Source organism: Azospirillum sp. HJ39 (assembly GCF_041507355.1).
Taxonomy (GTDB): domain Bacteria; phylum Pseudomonadota; class Alphaproteobacteria; order Azospirillales; family Azospirillaceae; genus Azospirillum; species Azospirillum thiophilum.
This window is the reverse complement of the sequence record NZ_CP167910.1, coordinates 557876-573331: the sequence shown is the minus strand read 5'-3', so window position 1 is coordinate 573331 and position 15456 is coordinate 557876. Positions and strand designations below refer to the sequence as shown.

Sequence of the window (15456 nt, the reverse complement as noted above, 5' to 3'; positions counted from 1 at the left end):
CGCGATGACTGAAAAGCCCCTGTTGACGGCCCCCCTGCTGACGGTCGAGCACCTGACCATGCGCTTCGGCGGTCTGGTGGCGAACAACGACGTGTCGTTCGAGGCGCGGGCGGGCGAGATCACCGCGCTGATCGGCCCGAACGGCGCCGGCAAGACCACGCTGTTCAACTGCGTCACCGGCTTCTACACCCCCACCGTGGGCCGGCTGACGCTGCGCCATCCGGAGGGCAGGGAGTTCCTGCTGGAGCGGATGCCGGGCTACCGCATCGCCCAGCTGGCCGGCGTGGCGCGCACCTTCCAGAACATCCGGCTGTTCGGCGGGATGAGCGTGCTGGAGAACCTGATCGTCGCCCAGCACAACAAGCTGATGCGGGCGTCGAGCTTCGCCATCGGCGGGCTGCTCGGGCTGCCGTCCTATCGCCGGGCCGAGCATGAGGCGGTTGAGCTGGCGAAATACTGGCTGGAGCGGGTGCGGCTGACCGAGTTCGCCGACTGGGAGGCCGGCAACCTGCCTTATGGCGCCCAGCGGCGCCTGGAGATCGCGCGCGCCATGTGCACCGAGCCGGTGCTGCTGTGCCTGGACGAGCCGGCGGCGGGCCTGAACCCGCGCGAGTCGGGCGAGCTTGCCGAGATCCTGACCTTCATCCGCGACGTCCGGACGCCGCAGGGGCACCGGACCGGCGTTCTGCTGATCGAGCATGACATGAGCGTGGTGATGCGGATTTCCGACCATGTTGTGGTTCTGGATTATGGCCGGAAGATTTCCGACGGCGATCCGGAGCATGTGAAGAACGACCCGGCGGTGATCCGCGCCTATCTGGGCGAGGACGAGGACGAGGCGTTGCCGCCGGAGGTGGCGGCCGACCTGCACCTGCCGCCCGACGCGGGCCGGCACAGCGCGCAGAAGGGGGCCTGAGCCATGCTGAAGGTATCGGGCGTCCACACCTTCTACGGCGCGATCGAGGCGCTGAAGGGGATCGACATCGAGATCGGCTCCGGCGAGATCGTGTCGCTGATCGGGGCCAACGGGGCCGGCAAGTCGACGCTGCTGATGACGATCTGCGGCAGCCCGCGGGCACGCCAGGGCCGGGTGTTCTTCGAGGGCGAGGACATCACCGACCTGCCGACCCACGAGATCGTGCGGCGCGGCATCGCGCAAAGCCCGGAGGGGCGGCGCATCTTCCCGCGGATGACGGTGCTGGAGAACCTGCAGATGGGCTCGATCGTGGCCCAGCCCGGCAGCTTCGAGCGCGAGCTGGAACGGGTTCTGACGCTGTTCCCGCGGCTGAAGGAGCGGATCGGCCAGCGGGCCGGCACGATGTCGGGCGGCGAGCAGCAGATGCTGGCGATCGGGCGGGCGCTGATGAGCCAGCCGCGGCTGCTGCTGCTGGACGAGCCGAGCCTGGGGCTGGCGCCGCTGATCGTGAAGCAGATCTTCCAGGTGATCAAGGAGATCAACCGGGAGCAGAAGATGACGGTGTTCATGGTGGAGCAGAACGCCTTCCATGCGCTGAAGCTGGCGCACCGGGCCTATGTGATGGTGACGGGGAAGATCACGATGACGGGGACGGGGGCGCAGCTGCTGGCCGATCCGGAGGTGCGCGCCGCCTATCTGGAAGGGGGGCATTGAGATGGAGACGATCCTGGGCTCGTCGGTTCCGGTGTTCGTGTTCCTGACGGTGCTGGTGTTCGGCGGCTGCGGCGTGCTGACCGGCCAGACGCTGGCGGAGGGCTGGAAGCCGGTGTCGAACGTGCTGGCCTATTCGCTGCTGCTGGGGGCGGGCGACCGTTTCCTGGCCTGGGGCCTGTTCGGCGAGCAGCTGCTGGCGCCGTGGGGCTTCATCGTCCACACCGTGGTGATCGGGCTGATCACGCTCACCGCACACCGCATCGCCATCGCACGGCGCATGGTCAACCAGTATCCATGGTTGTACGAACCCGCAGGACCCTTCGCCTGGAGGGAACGCACGGGCGCGGAGTCCGGCAACTGAGTCATTGGGAATAGACCGTACGGCTGATTGGTGCCCGCGAAACTGTCGCACGCCGCGCCACTTGGGGTATGGTATTCTGGAAACCGCCGGAGGGGACCCGGCGGCAAGGCCCGCAAGGGCCGGGGGTATGTTGCAACAGGGACCACTCATAGAACAGGGAGCAAGCACACCCATGAAATTCAAACTGTCCCTTCTCGCCGCCATCGCGGCGACCGCGCTCTCCGCCACGGCCGCCAAGGCCGACATCGCGGTGGCCACCGCCGGCCCGATCACCGGCCAGTACGCCACCTTCGGCGAGCAGATGAAGAAGGGCATGGAGCAGGCTGTCGCGGACATCAATGCCGCCGGCGGTGTCCTGGGCCAGAAGCTGAAGCTGGAAGTCGGCGACGACGCCTGCGATCCCAAGCAGGCCGTCGCCGTCGCCAACCAGCTGGCCAAGGCCGGTGTGAAGTTCGTGGCCGGCCACTTCTGCTCGGGCTCGTCGATTCCGGCCAGCCAGGTCTATGCCGAGGAAGGCATGCTGCAGATCTCCCCGGCCTCGACCAACCCGAAGCTGACCGAGCAGGGCCTGAAGAACGTCTTCCGCGTCTGCGGCCGTGACGACCAGCAGGGCATGATCGCCGGCAAGTATCTGCTTGAGAAGTACAAGGGCAAGAACGTCGCCATCCTGCACGACAAGTCGGCCTACGGTAAGGGTCTGGCCGACGAGACGCAGAAGGCGCTGAATGCCGGCGGCCAGAAGGAAGCCATCTACGAAGCCTATACGGCCGGTGAGAAGGACTATTCCGCCCTGGTGTCGAAGCTGAAGCAGGCGAACGTCGACGCCGTCTATGTCGGTGGCTACCACACCGAGGCCGGCCTGCTGGCCCGCCAGATGAAGGACCAGGGCCTGAAGGCCCCCATCGTGTCGGGCGACGCGCTGGTGACCAACGAGTACTGGGCCATCACCGGCGACGCCGGCGAGGACACCATGATGACCTTCGGCCCGGACCCGCGCGAGAAGCCGGACGCCAAGGCCGTGGTGGAGAAGTTCCGCAAGGCCGGCTACGAGCCGGAAGGCTACACCCTGTACACCTATGCCGCGCTCCAGATCTGGGCCGAGGCGGTGAAGCAGGCGAAGTCGACGGACGCCGCCAAGGTTTCCGAGGTTCTGCGCAAGGGCAGCTACGAGACCGTCATCGGCAAGATCGGTTTCGATGCCAAGGGCGACGTCACCAGCCCGGCCTATGTCTGGTACAAGTGGCACAACGGCCAGTATGCCGAAGTGAAGTAAGCGGCACGCATCGGCGTTGCGCGGAAGGGGCCGGCACCAAGTGCCGGCCCTTTTGCGTCGCGGACTGCCGGACACCGGTTTCGCGGCGTCGCCGGATCAGGGAATCGGCCGGGGAACATGGGATACTGTCGGTTGCGCCGCCGCAAGGGTCGCCGGGGATAGGCCCGGGCCGCCTCCCGGGCAGAGCCGCCGGCCCGACCGCTCGTCCAGCAGCCGTTGGGACGTCTGCATCACCTCCCGCCAGAAGGCGGCAGCGCGGATTTGATTGGCAGCCGTGAGTTCGACAAGACGAACGCGGCTCATGCGGATCGCGGTTTCACCCAGTTCATCAACCAGGCGGGTCGCGAAGACAAGCACGTCGAGATCGGTGTTCATGACCTCTATGAACCCACAGCCGCGATCTTTGTTCCAGCCCGAAACCGCACTGCAGCAAAGACGCATGCGGAGTGCCCCGGTCGTGTTGCGCTGCGATAGAGTGCGATCGGTCCATACGGAATCGTCCGGAGCGTGGATCGCACGAAAAATCAAAAGACTGGAACCCATCGGCTGCTTCAATTCGGCATCCGATGGGTTCCGGGGCCGCAGCGGTGTCCGCGAAGGGTCACCGAACGGACACTCGCCACGGCCGGGGTGTTTTGTGCTTCAATGGCGCCCTTCGCGGCGGCCGTGACGGCCGCCGGTTCGGGACGGGTTTTGGAGAACGGAAAATGCGCAGGAAGCGCGAGGTGGTCGAGGGGCAGATTTACCGCAAGCTGTCCCCCAGCGGCGGCTATTGGGAGGTGATCGCCATCCGCAAGGACGGCATGGGCACCCAGCACGCCCAGATGAAGCGGACCGACGACCCGAAGACGTTGAAGACCCTGTCGGTGTCGACCCTGCTCGATCCGCAGCAGTTCGAGATCGTCACCGAGCAGTGACGGTCGCCGCGGCGTCGACCCGGCGGTAGAGGTCGACGTCCGGCCCGGCGGCCCGCCGTTCCAGCCGCCCCTTGGCGATCAGATGGTTGAGGTGCGCCACCGCTTCGCCCAGGGCGAAGACCGTCTGGTGGGTATCGAGCGGCCGCGGGAACAACGCCCGCGTCACCGCCGCCGCGGTCTGCGGCGTGGCGCACAGAGCCTCGATCTCGGCCAGCCGCTCCGCATGGTGGCGGGCCAGTTCCCCGGCGCGGGCATGCAGGCCGCGGAAGGGCCGGCCATGGGAGGGCAGCACCAGCGTCTCCGCCGGCAGGGCGGACCAGCCGGCAAGGCTGGCGAGATAATCGGCGAGCGGGTCGGCGTCCGGCTCGGTCGGCCAGACGCTGATGTTGGGGCTGATGCGCGGCAGGATCTGATCGCCGGAAATCAGCAGGCCGGGGCCGGCCGCGTCGGCTTGGCGGTGGAGGCTGACCGGCTCCGCCGTGTGGCCGCTGCCGCCGACCACCGTCCACAGCCGGTCCCCCACCGGCAGCCGGTCTCCGGCCCGCAGCCGGGTGAGCGTCGCCGGGACGCTCGGCACGCCACGGCCATAGGCCCCCTTGCGGCCGAGCACGGCGGCCAGCGACTCCGGCTCCAGCCCGCTGCGGCGGTAGAAGCGCTCGACCGCCGCGTCGGTGGCCGCGTCGCTGCCCGCCGACAGCGTCCGGGCGAACAGCCATTCGGTCAGCGAGGCGGCGAAGGACGCCCCGGTCCGCTCCACCAGCCAGCCGGCGGCGCCGATATGGTCGGGGTGGAAATGGGTGACGACGACCCGCTCCACCGGACGTCCGCCCAGCGCATCGTGCAACAGAAGCTCCCAAGCGGCGCGCGTGCGCGGATCGCCCAGCCCGCAATCGACCAGCGTCCAGCCGGCAGCCCCGCCGTCGAGCGCCCACACATTGATGTGGTCGAGCTGGAAGGGCAGCGACAGCCGGATCCACAGCACGCCGGGCGCCACCTCCCGCCAGCGGCCGGGATCCGGGGTGGTGCAAGGGAGGTAGTCGGTCGCATCGTCCGGGGGAGAAGGCATCGTGGGATCTGTCCAAGCCATTGTTATCGTGAAGGGAAACGTAAGCTGGTGCGTTGCGGCAATTCTGCAACGGAAAAGATGGCCTTGCGGGGCCGGGATTGGAAGCGCCGTTGGCGGATTCCCCGGTCGGAGCCGAAGCCCGGTCTGCCACGCCTTTCTCCGCAGTCCATGGCAGGTCCGGTCCGCCGCCGATCCGTCGACGCCATTGAACGCCATCAACGATGGGAAACGAGGCCATGGCGATGCGTGGGATTCTGCTGGGCACGGCACTGGCCGGCGCCGTTCCCTCCCTGGCCTTTTCGAGCGCCGCCGCCGCCGCCGGGCGGGTGCGCGCCGTCCGCATCCAGGCGATCGGCCATACCGGCATTTCCGGCCCGCCGTCCTACAACCAGCGCCTGCCGATGCGCCGGGCCGAGGCGGTGCGCCAGGCGCTGGCCGCGCGCGGCACACCGGCCTGGATGATCTCGATCGACGGGGTGGGCGAGAACCAGCCGATGGTCCCGACCGGCCCGACCGTGCCGCAGACCCGGAAAGGGGCTGTCGGGAAGGGCCGGCACCCACCCTTTCGATCCTTTCCGGCCCTCCTCCTCGCGATTGCCGCGCGTCGGCGTGCGAAGGAGGTAGCGTTGACCGTTGCGTCAGCGTATGACGATGCAGCGCGCATCTTCGGTTCGAGACGGTACATGCAGGTTCTGATCGCCGACGATCATTCCATCGTCCGCAGCGGCTTGACGCATCTGGTGGGTGAACTGGACGAGCAGGCCACGGTGGTGGCGGCCACCAGCTTCGGTCAATTGAACGCCATTCTCGACGAGGGGGCCGCGTTCGACCTGATCGTCATGGATCTGCGGATGCCCGGGCTTGGCGGGCTGGACGATGTCGAGGCGCTGGTCAGGCGCGTGGCGCCGGTGCCGGTCGCCATCTTCTCGATGATCGACTCGCCGGACGAGATGCGCGCGGTGTTGTCGCGCGGCGTGCGCGCCTTCATCCCGAAATCGACCGACGACGTGCTGGTGGTGAACATCCTGCGGCTGGTGATGGCCGGCGGATCCTATGTGCCGCCGGTGCTGGGAATGCCGGGTGCACCGGCCGCGGCCGGTACGGCGGCGCGCAACGGCGCGCCCGGCCTGTTCGACGGGCTGACCCGCCGTCAGCTGGAGGTGCTGGACCTGCTGGCCCAGGGCCTGTCGAACCAGGAGATCGGCGAGCGGCTGGGGCTGAATCTGTCCACGGTGAAGACCCATGTCACCGGCGTGCTGAAGGCGCTGGGCGTCGGCAGCCGCACCCAGGCGGTCCTGCTGGTCAAGGAATCGGGGCGCGACCGGCTGGCGTGAGATGGCTGGTGTGAGGCGGCTCGCCTCCGCCTTTTACAGCAGCGCGTTCAGCAGCGAGCCGCGGCCGGCGTAATAATCGCTGGTCGACGCGCCCAGCAGCATCGAGGCCGGGTTGGAGCTGCTGCTGCCGGCGCCCAGGATCGAGGCCAGCCCCTGCAGCTTGGCATTGTTGCCGAATGGGTTGTCGCCCTTGGCCGGCTGCTTGGCGATGGTGTCGTAGTCCTTGCTGTAGTTGCCCATGCGCAGCTGGACGCCGTAGCTCTTGGCCTCCTTGGCCGGGACGTCCTTCTCGCGGGCGATGCGCAGCGTGTAGTCGCCCTTGTCCAGCGTCATCTGGCCGGATTTCAGTTTCTGGAAGGCGTCATAGGTGGCGCCGGAATCCTTGTTGCTGTCGGCCAGCACCTTGCCGCTGCGGTCCATCAGCTGCAGCCGCACCCCGGCGTCGCCCACGGTTCCCAGCGTCGCCGCGCCGGAGCTGGTGACCGTGAATTTGTAGAAGTCGGCCGGGTCGTTGGCCGCCAGCGAGCTGAAGACGTTCAGCCGGCTGGTGTCCTTGACCAGCGTGCCGATGTTGGTCGCGAAGGGGGCGGCGTTCAGCGCCGACTTGTTGACCGACTGCTCGTATTCCTGGACCTTGCCGGCCGCACCGCCACTGGCCCCGCCGGCCGCCTGCTGCTGCACGCGCTTGACCGCGGCGTCGATCGACTGCTGCAGGCTCTGGGCCATGCCGCCGACATCGGCGTAACTGGACAGGCTGACCATGGTGCGTTCCCCTCGTTGCGCTTCCCTGGAAGGAATGGCGATCGAGGGGATTGCAGGATGTGGGCCAAAGGCAACCCTTTGGTGAATAAAGGCTTTGCAGTCGGGGCAGACTTGCCGGGCGGCAGCTTTGGCCCTGCGGTTCCCGGTGGTGGCGGCAGGAATTTCCCATCATGGCCCCGACGGGGCAAGGGACGGGGCAAGGGACGTGGCAAGGGACGGGGCAAGGTGTCAGGTTCCCGGCACCACCCGTTGCAGGGCGAGCGTCGCCGGGAAGCACAGGGCGGCGAGCAGCACCGCCCAGCCGGCGCCGCCGGCCGCGGCGACCAGCACCGCGTCATAGAGCGCGATGGCGGCGATCAGCAGCCCCACCGCCTTGGGCACATCGCCCGGCGAGCGGCGGAACAGGCGGAACAGCGCAACCGCCAAGGCGCCCAGCAGCGCCAGCCACAGCAGCAGCCCGGCCAGATCGCCGCCGCGCAGCCACAAGGTGGCGGCCAGCGTGCCGAGCAGCGGCAGGGCGAGCACCGCCAGCGGCCAGGCGCGGTCCAGCCGGTCGTACGCCTCCTGCTTGGCGGCATAGGTCAGGCCGACCACATGGGCGAACAGCCCGGCGGCCCCCAGCACCAGCGCCAGTCCGGCCGATGCGCCGGCGATGGCGGCCGCGGTGGAATAAGCGAAGAAGCGGCAGGCCCCCATGATCGCCGGGGCCAGCGCCGTCCGCTTGTGCACCACGTCGTAGATCAGGATCGCCGCAGCCAGCGCCGCCCCGTTCAGCGCGCCGGCCGCCCCGCTGCGCGCCGCCAGCACAAGCCCGAGCGCCAGCAGCAGGAAGCCGGCGACGAACACGGCGATGCGCGAGGCGTCGCCGTTCGGGATCGGCCGGTTGGGCCGCTCCCGCGCATCGATGGCGGCGTCGAAGGCGTCGTTCAGATACATGCCGCCGACATAGAACAGCGCCAGCGCCAGGGAGGCTTCCAGCAGCGGCGCCAGCAGCGACCCGCCCGACATGCCGACCCCCGCCAGCGTCAGCCCGGCCAGCGCGTCGCTGACCACCGTCGGCAGGTTGGACACCCGTCCCAGCACCAGCGCCGCCCGCGGCCGGATCAGCCAAGCCGTTGAAGCACCCATCGCAATTCCTTCTCGATTCCCGCGGTGACGTCGATGCCGCCCAGCTCCGGCGGCAGGACCGACCAAGTGTAGGTCTCCACCTCCAAATGGGAGGTGAAGGGCCGGTTGCGATGGAGCGACAGCAGCCGCTCCAGCGAATCGGCGGTGGAGGCCAGCGGCGGGGCCGGTTCGGCGAACAGCGGGACATGGACATGGATGCGCCACTCCTCGCCGTCAGCCGCCGCGCCGCGCTCCAGCGCCTGCGGCAGGTCGAGTGCACGCAGCACCGTGCCGCCGGCCCGCCGCGCCATGGTCTGGTGCAGATACACGCCGTCATGGAAGGCCGCCGCCCGCCGCCGGGCATCGGCGTCCAGCCGCGGGATGCGCAGGGCGGCGCTGATCTGCATCTTGTGGATCGGGATGCCGGCGGAGTCCAGTGCGGAAAGCGTCGCCTCCGGCTCCTCGAACATCACCGCCATGTGGCAGGCGTCGAGGCAGAGGCCGAGATGGCGCGGCAGGGCTGCCGCCGCGTCGTCCGGACCGAGGCCGGTCAGCTCGGCCAGCCGCTCCGCCGCCGACGGGGTGAACAGATGGCCGCCGAAGAAGGCGACGGCTTCGGCGGTGGTTTCCAGCAGGCAGAAGGGCTCCGGCTCCAGCGCCAGCGCGACGCGGCGGCCGGTTTCCCGCTCCAGCCGGACCAGCCCGGCGGCGGCGCGCAGCAGTCCCTCGGCCACCGCTGCCTCCCGGCTGCGCGTCCGCGGCGCGAAGCCGCCGGGCACGGTGCTGATGGTCGCCGTCTCCTTCGGCGGCACCAGCGCCGCCATGATGCGGGCGAGGTCCAGCGTGTAGGCCAGCCGGTCCGGCGTGGTCCAGTCCGGTTCATAGACCGCCTCCTTCACCGGCACGCCGTGGAAGGGGCCATAGGGGAAGCCGTTCATGGTGTAGGCGGCGAAGCCCTCGCCGGCGAAGATCGCCGCCAGCTCCGTCGCGGCGTCCGGCCGGGCCGCCGCCTCCGCCGACAGGCGCAGCCCGACCGCGAAGGGCTCCGCCGGGCAAAGCCGGCGCGCGATGGTCCGCACCGGCCCCAGCAGGGCGGCGCGCACCTCCGCCAGCGTCTGGGTCGGGTGGACGTTCAGGCAGTAGCCGAGCGTCCCGCGCCCGTCCGCTAACCGCATCAGCCCTGTTCCCGCATCAGCTTTGCTCCCGCAGGGCGAGCCAGCCGATGGCCCGCTCGACCAGCGCCGGGTCCATCGCGTTCACCTCGACGCCGCGGCCGATGCCGGCCAGCAGGGTGATGGTCAGCCGGCCGCCGAGATGCTCGCGGAACTCCTCCAGCCCGGCCAGCACCAGCGGCCGGCCGTCCTCGCCGCGCCGTGCCAGGGCCGGATGCCAAAGGCGGAAGCCCAGATGCTCCAGCAGCACGGCGACGCGCAGATCCTCGCCCTCCGGCAGCAGGCCGGCCAGCACCGAATAGCGGGTGTCGAGCGCGATGCCGATCGCCACCGCCTCGCCGTGGCGCAGATGGTTGCGGGTGATGGCCTCGAGCTTGTGGGCCGACCAGTGGCCGAAATCGAGCGGGCGGGCGCTGCCCTGCTCGAACGGGTCGCCGCCTTCGGCGATCTGGCGCATGTGCAGCTCGGCGCAGCGGCGGATCAGATACTCGACCGCCGGGATTTCGAACAGGGCGAGCGCGTCGGCCGAGCGTTCCAGCCATTCGAAGAAGGCGCCGTCGCGGATCAGCGCCACCTTGACCGCCTCTGCCATGCCGGCCAGCCGGTCGCGCGGCGGCAGCGTATCCAGGAAGGCCGAATCGTTGACCACCGCCCAGGGCGGCGCGAAGGTGCCGATCTGGTTCTTGGCGCCGTTGCGGTTGATCGCGCTCTTCACCCCGACGCCGGAATCGTTCTGCGCCAGCACCGTCGTCGGCACCCGCACCAGCCGCACCCCGCGATGCGCGGTCGAGGCGGCGAGCCCGACCGCGTCGAGGAAGGCGCCGCCGCCGACCGCGAGCACATAGGAATGGCGGTCGATGCCGGCGCCGAGGATGACGTCGTGCATCTGCCCGATCAGCGCCGGATCGTTCTTCACCGCCTCGCCTCCCGGCAGCACCACCGGCTCGCGCACCAGCGCGGGCAGGTCGCCACGCCCGGCGAAATGGGCGGAGATCGCGGCGGGCAGGCCGGGATGGCCGGACAGCACCCCGAGATCGACGAAGACGACGCAGCGCGGCCGTGGCGTGCCGTCCTGGATGGCGGCCCCCATTGCAGCCCCCATTGCCGTCGCAAGCGCGCCGTTGGCCGGATCGAAGGCGCCGCGGGTGAAGACGACGGCATAGTCGAAGGCGACGGTGAAGCGCTGGCGGTGGATCCGGACGGTGTCGGGCAAGTCGCCGGTCCGGGTGGCGGCGTCCGCCGGGTGCGTGGTCGGAATGGGCATCTGCGTGTTGCTCCGCCTTGCCGTGGGGGGCGCGTACAGTCCATCTTCGCGATGTGCGATTCAGAAATACGCTTTATGCGATGACGGAAGCTAGCGACGCATCCTTCCGGTCGCAATAGATCTGTTCAAGTTACGATGTCTTTGATACAGACTATTGCTCACGCGGCGTCAGGAAGACGCAGGCGTGTGGCAATGAAAGAATGAATATCTGCGTATGTTGCATGAGAAATGTGACAGCGAACAGATATGTATACTCGGTTTCTATCCTGTAATCACTGTAACGAATTGATTCACGAGCGGCGCTCTTGTGCGCCGGCATGGAGGAATGTCCGCATGTCCTATCTGACCGGGCCTCGGCTGACCTTTACGGGCAAGTTCATCGCCGACGTCTCGACGGTGAACAACCACGATTACGCCTACAAGGACGACAAGCGCTACACGGCGGAGGATTACGCCGGCTGGAAGATCGGCTACTGGAACCCCTACGGCACCGGCGTGTGGCGGCTGACGGACTGCAAGGTCACCGGCGCGGTGGCCGCCGACGGCCGGCCGGTGGCGGACGACCCGGTGATCGGGCTGGCGGTGACCGATGCCGACGACCGGCCGCCGGCCAAGATGGTCGACCTCGACACCGACCAGCAGATGGTCTCGGCGATCTGGGGGCTGCTGGTGCGGCTGACCGGCGTCAACGGGCTGGAGCTGCTGCGCGGCGATTTCGACGTCGCGTCCTTCACCGACCTGTGGGCGCGCAACTGGTCGCCCGGCAAGGCCTTCGAACACCCGCCGCACCCGCCGGCCTATTTCGGCGCCAGTTTCCAGTCGGTGCTGAGGGATCTGGCCTGGGGCGACGTGTCCGCCTCCGCCTTCCTGACCGCGCTGAAGGAGGCGGCTGCCGACGGGCTTCTGTCGATCAAGTTCAACGTCACCGGCTACAATGCGGGGTACGGCGTCAACCCGCCGGACCACAAGCGCTATCTGCCCAACCCGCCCGACTTCACCACCGGCGTGCTGACCGGCAGCATCGGCGTCGCCCGCAAGGACGAGCCGCGCTTCTTCACGCTCGGCCGCCGCATCCAGCCGCTTACCAGCGACGCCAACGCCGGCAGCCCGGTGCCCTTCTACTACGCCACCGCCGCGGTGGACGAGGCGGCCAGCCGGCTGAGCGTCGACCTGGGCAACTCCATTCCGTTCCGCGAATGGCGCGGGGCGATGGTCGACCAGCCGTTGCAGGTCGGCTATTTCGGCGGCGCGCAGGGCTTCGTCAAGCTGGCGGACGTGGCGCCGGGCAACCACTGGTACGAGACCACCGCCGGCATCGTCGACATCGCGTTGACCGGCGACCAGCTCTCCGCCGTCGGCACCAGCCCGCTGGCGGTCTATTCGCCGACGCTGAACACGATCCTCGGCCAGGAGTCGCCCGATGGCCGGGTGGTGAAGGCCGACGAGTTCGTCTTCCGCATGAGCCCGGGCGACAGCACGCCGGTCACGCTGTGGGCGACCAAATTCGGCAAGCCGCTGGAGGGCGCCGAGATCGCGGTGGCGCTCGATCCGAGCGGGCTGTCCGGCTATGGCGGCTCGCCGGCTGTCGGAATGCCGGAAGCGGCGCTGACCTTCCCCGATACGCTGACCACCGACGCGGCCGGGAAGGCCGAGCTGGTGCTGACCGGCGGCGATCCCGGCGAGCCGCGCAAGGCCGACGACATCGACGGGCAGGTCTATGGCGTCCGCCCGGCCTTCGCCGACGCGACGCCGCTGTCCTACTACGACCCCTTCGACTTCATCAGCGTCCTGCTGTGGAGCCCCTATGCGGTGCCGGAAAAGCCGACCTGGGAACAGGACATCGAGCCGATCCTGTTCCAGTACGCCAACCTGTACCCGGTGATGCTGCCGGTGCTGGACATGTCCGACTATGACAGCGTCCGCAAGCATCTCTATTCGCTTCAGGTCGCCATGTCGCTGCCGGTCGAGGATCCCAACTACATGCCGGTCGTGCGCGACCTGTCGCCGGCCAAGCGCGAGGCGGTCCTGAAATGGGCGGCCGACCCGGTCCGCGGCGAGGTGACTGCGCCCAAGCCGCCACGGTCGACGGCGGTCTCGCCGGAGGTGCAGGAGGCGCTGAGCTGGCTGGCCACCAAGCCGATCAGGCCGCCCTTCCTGCGCAAGTGACGGACCGGCCCTTCCCGCAATCCGCCCGACCCAGCCCGAATCCGCTCGATGGAGCTCATGCCATGACCACCGACGCCAGCCAGGCGGAGGCCGTCGCGGTGCCGGCCGCCGGCACCAAGGCGACCGACATCGCCAAGCCCGCCTCCAACACCCTGTACGTGACGGCCGAGCGGCCGACCACGATCGAGGATGTGCGCTACAACCTCCAGCTCGCGGTCGAGCTGGAACACGCCACCCTGCCGGTCTATCTCCAGGCCGCCTATTCGCTGGACGACGCGAAGAACGGCGCCATCGCCAACATGATCATCGGCGTGGCGATGCAGGAGATGGAGCATTTCTGCCAGGCCGCCAACATCCTGGTCGCCGTCGGCGGCCACCCGGCGATCGACAACCCAAAATTCATTCCGACATATCCCGGCGGCCTGCCGAAGGAGATCGGAACCCAGCCCGGCACGCGGGAATTCAAGGCGCACCTGCGTCCCTTCTCCAAGGACCAGATCAAGACTTGCTTCATGGTGATCGAGGAGCCGGCCGACCCGATCGACATCCAGGACGCCGGGCTGCTGCGGGCGTCCTCCGACATCAAGGACAATTACCGCACCATCGGCGAGTTCTACGAGGACATCGCCAAGGCGCTGGCCAATCTGGGCGAGGGGGTATTCTCCGGCAAGCCGGACGGGCAGGTCTACGGCATGTTCGGCATCAAGCCGATCCTGTGCCTCGCCGACGCCCAGGCCGCCATCGAGCGGATCATCGTCGAAGGCGAAGGTTCGCCGACCGCCCCGACCGAGGACGACACCGGCAACATGGCCCACTACTACACCTATTACGAGATCTACAAGGGCCGCAAGATCGCCAAGCAAGGGAACGAGTGGGTCTTCACCGACGAGACCATCCCCTTCGACCCAACCGGCGTCGCCGACATTCCCGACGATCCCAAGCAGGAGGATTATGCGCCCGGTTCGGCGGCGGCGATCCAGTCGCAATCCTTCAACACCTATTACTCGAACCTGCTGAAGGCGCTGCACCAGTCCTTCAACGGCAATCCCGACAAGATCAACGACGCTGTCGCGCTGATGTTCGACCTGAAGATCCAGGCGAAGAGCCTGATGCAGACGCCGCTGAACGACGGGTCCGGCAAGTGTGCCGCGCCGACCTGGCAATACATCCCCTGAAGACTGCTCCGACTGCTCCAAGGATCATTCGACATGACCGGATTTCTCCGCACCGTCACGGCCGGTGCCATCGCCATGGGGGCGGCCGTCCTGGGGCCGGCCGCCCTGTCCGGGGCCGCCCAGGCCCGCGATTTCGGCAACATCTACGCCACCTTCGGCGTCCACAACCCGCCCTGGGTCAGCAATTGCCCGTGGAAGGGCTGCGTCGTCCCGCGCAATGCCGGCGAGCCGTCCGACCCGCTGTTCCCGGCCTTCTGGTCGACCAACTGGACCATGTACCGGGTCTTCAACAAGTATGTCGAGGCGCCGCCGCCCTATGACGGCAAGCCGCCGGCCCCGCTGAAGGAAGGCGAGGATTACGAGGTCTCCTACGGCTCGACCTATTACGACAGCACCGTCGCCGGCCCGATGGGCAAGGGCGCGATGATGGAGCATTACGAGAAGCGCTGCCTGCCGATCTTCCCCGGCAGCAACCAGTTCACCTGTTCCTTCGTTTCGCTCGGCGACCGCGCCTTCTTCCTGACCTATGAACAGGACCGGCCGGCGGGCATGCCGCCCTGCTGCAGCTTCTCGCCGCTGAACCACCCGCCGCGGCGCGACTTCATCAAGCATCTGCCCTACAGCAGCGGCGACAGCGCCCGGCTGGACTACCGGATCCAGGGCTATTCGATCTGGGTCGGCACCAATGGCGGCCCGGCACAGACCGGCGTCACCCCGGACCAGACCGCCAACGGCGGCATCCTGTTCGGCTATGCCTTCAACGCCAAGGCGGTGCCGGACACCGAGGGTCTGACCGACGAGCCCTACCGCCATCCGCCGAACGTCGCCCCGGACAAGCCCGGCAAGCCGGTGCCGTCGGAAGGCGCCTCGACCGAGCCCTACCGCAAGCCGCAGTCCTTCTATTTCTCCGGCGTGCCGAAGCAGGCGGCGCCGCTGCCCGACGCGCCGATCGTCAGCCAGAACTTCGCCAACTTCGCCCAGGTCCGCCCGGATCCGGCGAAGACCTGGGATCTGATCGGTAAGATGTGTGTCGGCGAGATCCCGAACTGCGAGCTGTTCAACCGCCCGGCCGAGAATCCGCCGGCGGCGGCCGCCCTCCAGTCGCCGGCTCCGGCAGCCGAGGCCGCCAAGTCGGTCGCGCCGGTGTCCGGCACCTGGGGCGGCATTCCGGTGAAGTAAGCCGGGGGAAGGGACGATGGAGGGGGCGGTGCGGTTCCGGTCGCCCCCTC

Annotated in this window: 15 protein-coding genes; 9 read left to right on the top strand and 6 right to left on the bottom strand. The window is 68.5% G+C overall.

Annotated elements, in window-relative coordinates:
- The first annotated feature begins 4 nt into the window (after positions 1-4).
- From ABMY26_RS13120 to ABMY26_RS13105, 4 genes are all read left to right on the top strand, one after another.
- Entirely contained in the window at positions 5-916 is a 912-nt protein-coding gene (locus ABMY26_RS13120) for an ABC transporter ATP-binding protein (RefSeq protein WP_372396158.1), read from the top strand.
- 3 nt (positions 917-919) lie between these two features.
- A complete protein-coding gene (locus ABMY26_RS13115; protein ID WP_372396157.1) occupies positions 920-1630 on the top strand; it encodes an ABC transporter ATP-binding protein in 711 nt (236 codons plus the stop codon).
- 1 nt (position 1631) lies between these two features.
- Positions 1632-1991: a DUF6867 family protein gene (locus ABMY26_RS13110; protein WP_372396156.1), complete on the top strand. Its 360-nt coding sequence runs from the start codon at positions 1632-1634 to the stop codon at positions 1989-1991.
- Positions 1992-2163: 172 nt separating this feature from the next.
- Positions 2164-3264, top strand: a complete 1101-nt coding sequence (locus ABMY26_RS13105) for a branched-chain amino acid ABC transporter substrate-binding protein (RefSeq protein ID WP_372396155.1) — start codon at positions 2164-2166, stop codon at positions 3262-3264.
- 96 nt (positions 3265-3360) lie between these two features.
- Here ABMY26_RS13105 and ABMY26_RS13100 read toward each other — a convergent pair whose 3' ends face one another.
- Positions 3361-3819 carry a hypothetical protein gene (locus ABMY26_RS13100; protein ID WP_372396154.1) on the bottom strand — a complete coding sequence of 153 codons (459 nt, stop codon included), beginning with the start codon at positions 3817-3819 and terminating at the stop codon, positions 3361-3363.
- A 152-nt stretch (positions 3820-3971) separates the two neighbouring features.
- On the opposite strand from ABMY26_RS13100, the gene ABMY26_RS13095 reads away from it, so the two are divergent.
- Positions 3972-4181, top strand: coding sequence for a hypothetical protein (locus ABMY26_RS13095; protein WP_045585056.1), 210 nt, complete (start codon positions 3972-3974; stop codon positions 4179-4181).
- Here the strand turns inward: ABMY26_RS13095 and ABMY26_RS13090 are convergent.
- Positions 4168-5247, bottom strand: a complete 1080-nt coding sequence (locus tag ABMY26_RS13090; RefSeq protein WP_372396153.1) for an MBL fold metallo-hydrolase — start codon at positions 5245-5247, stop codon at positions 4168-4170. The two genes, ABMY26_RS13095 and ABMY26_RS13090, sit on opposite strands and share 14 nt — an antisense overlap.
- A 242-nt stretch (positions 5248-5489) precedes the next feature.
- Here ABMY26_RS13090 and ABMY26_RS13085 point away from each other — a divergent pair, with 242 nt between their 5' ends.
- The gene (locus ABMY26_RS13085; RefSeq protein WP_372396152.1) at positions 5490-6581 is read left to right on the top strand and encodes a response regulator; all 1092 of its coding nucleotides are present in this window, start codon (positions 5490-5492) and stop codon (positions 6579-6581) included.
- 33 nt (positions 6582-6614) lie between these two features.
- Here the strand turns inward: ABMY26_RS13085 and ABMY26_RS13080 are convergent, their stop codons facing one another.
- The 4 genes from ABMY26_RS13080 to ABMY26_RS13065 form a co-directional block, all read right to left on the bottom strand.
- Positions 6615-7343 (bottom strand): hypothetical protein, encoded by a 729-nt coding sequence (locus tag ABMY26_RS13080; protein ID WP_372396151.1) that lies wholly within the window; start codon positions 7341-7343, stop codon positions 6615-6617.
- A gap of 228 nt (positions 7344-7571) precedes the next feature.
- Entirely contained in the window at positions 7572-8471 is a 900-nt protein-coding gene (locus tag ABMY26_RS13075; RefSeq protein ID WP_372396150.1) for a UbiA family prenyltransferase, read from the bottom strand.
- Positions 8447-9625 (bottom strand): metabolite traffic protein EboE, encoded by a 1179-nt coding sequence (gene eboE, locus ABMY26_RS13070; protein WP_372396149.1) that lies wholly within the window; start codon positions 9623-9625, stop codon positions 8447-8449. Before eboE ends, ABMY26_RS13075 begins: the two co-directional genes overlap by 25 nt.
- 16 nt (positions 9626-9641) lie before the next feature.
- A complete protein-coding gene (locus ABMY26_RS13065) occupies positions 9642-10886 on the bottom strand; it encodes a 3-dehydroquinate synthase (protein WP_372396148.1) in 1245 nt (414 codons plus the stop codon).
- Between the two features lie 333 nt (positions 10887-11219).
- Between ABMY26_RS13065 and ABMY26_RS13060 the strand changes: the two genes are divergently transcribed.
- From ABMY26_RS13060 to ABMY26_RS13050, 3 genes are all read left to right on the top strand, one after another.
- The gene (locus tag ABMY26_RS13060) at positions 11220-13052 is read left to right on the top strand and encodes a hypothetical protein (RefSeq protein ID WP_372396147.1); all 1833 of its coding nucleotides are present in this window, start codon (positions 11220-11222) and stop codon (positions 13050-13052) included.
- Between the two features lie 62 nt (positions 13053-13114).
- Positions 13115-14227, top strand: coding sequence for a ferritin-like protein (locus tag ABMY26_RS13055; RefSeq protein WP_372396146.1), 1113 nt, complete (start codon positions 13115-13117; stop codon positions 14225-14227).
- Positions 14228-14260: 33 nt separating this feature from the next.
- Positions 14261-15406, top strand: a complete 1146-nt coding sequence (locus tag ABMY26_RS13050; RefSeq protein WP_372396145.1) for a hypothetical protein — start codon at positions 14261-14263, stop codon at positions 15404-15406.
- Positions 15407-15456 lie beyond the last annotated feature (50 nt).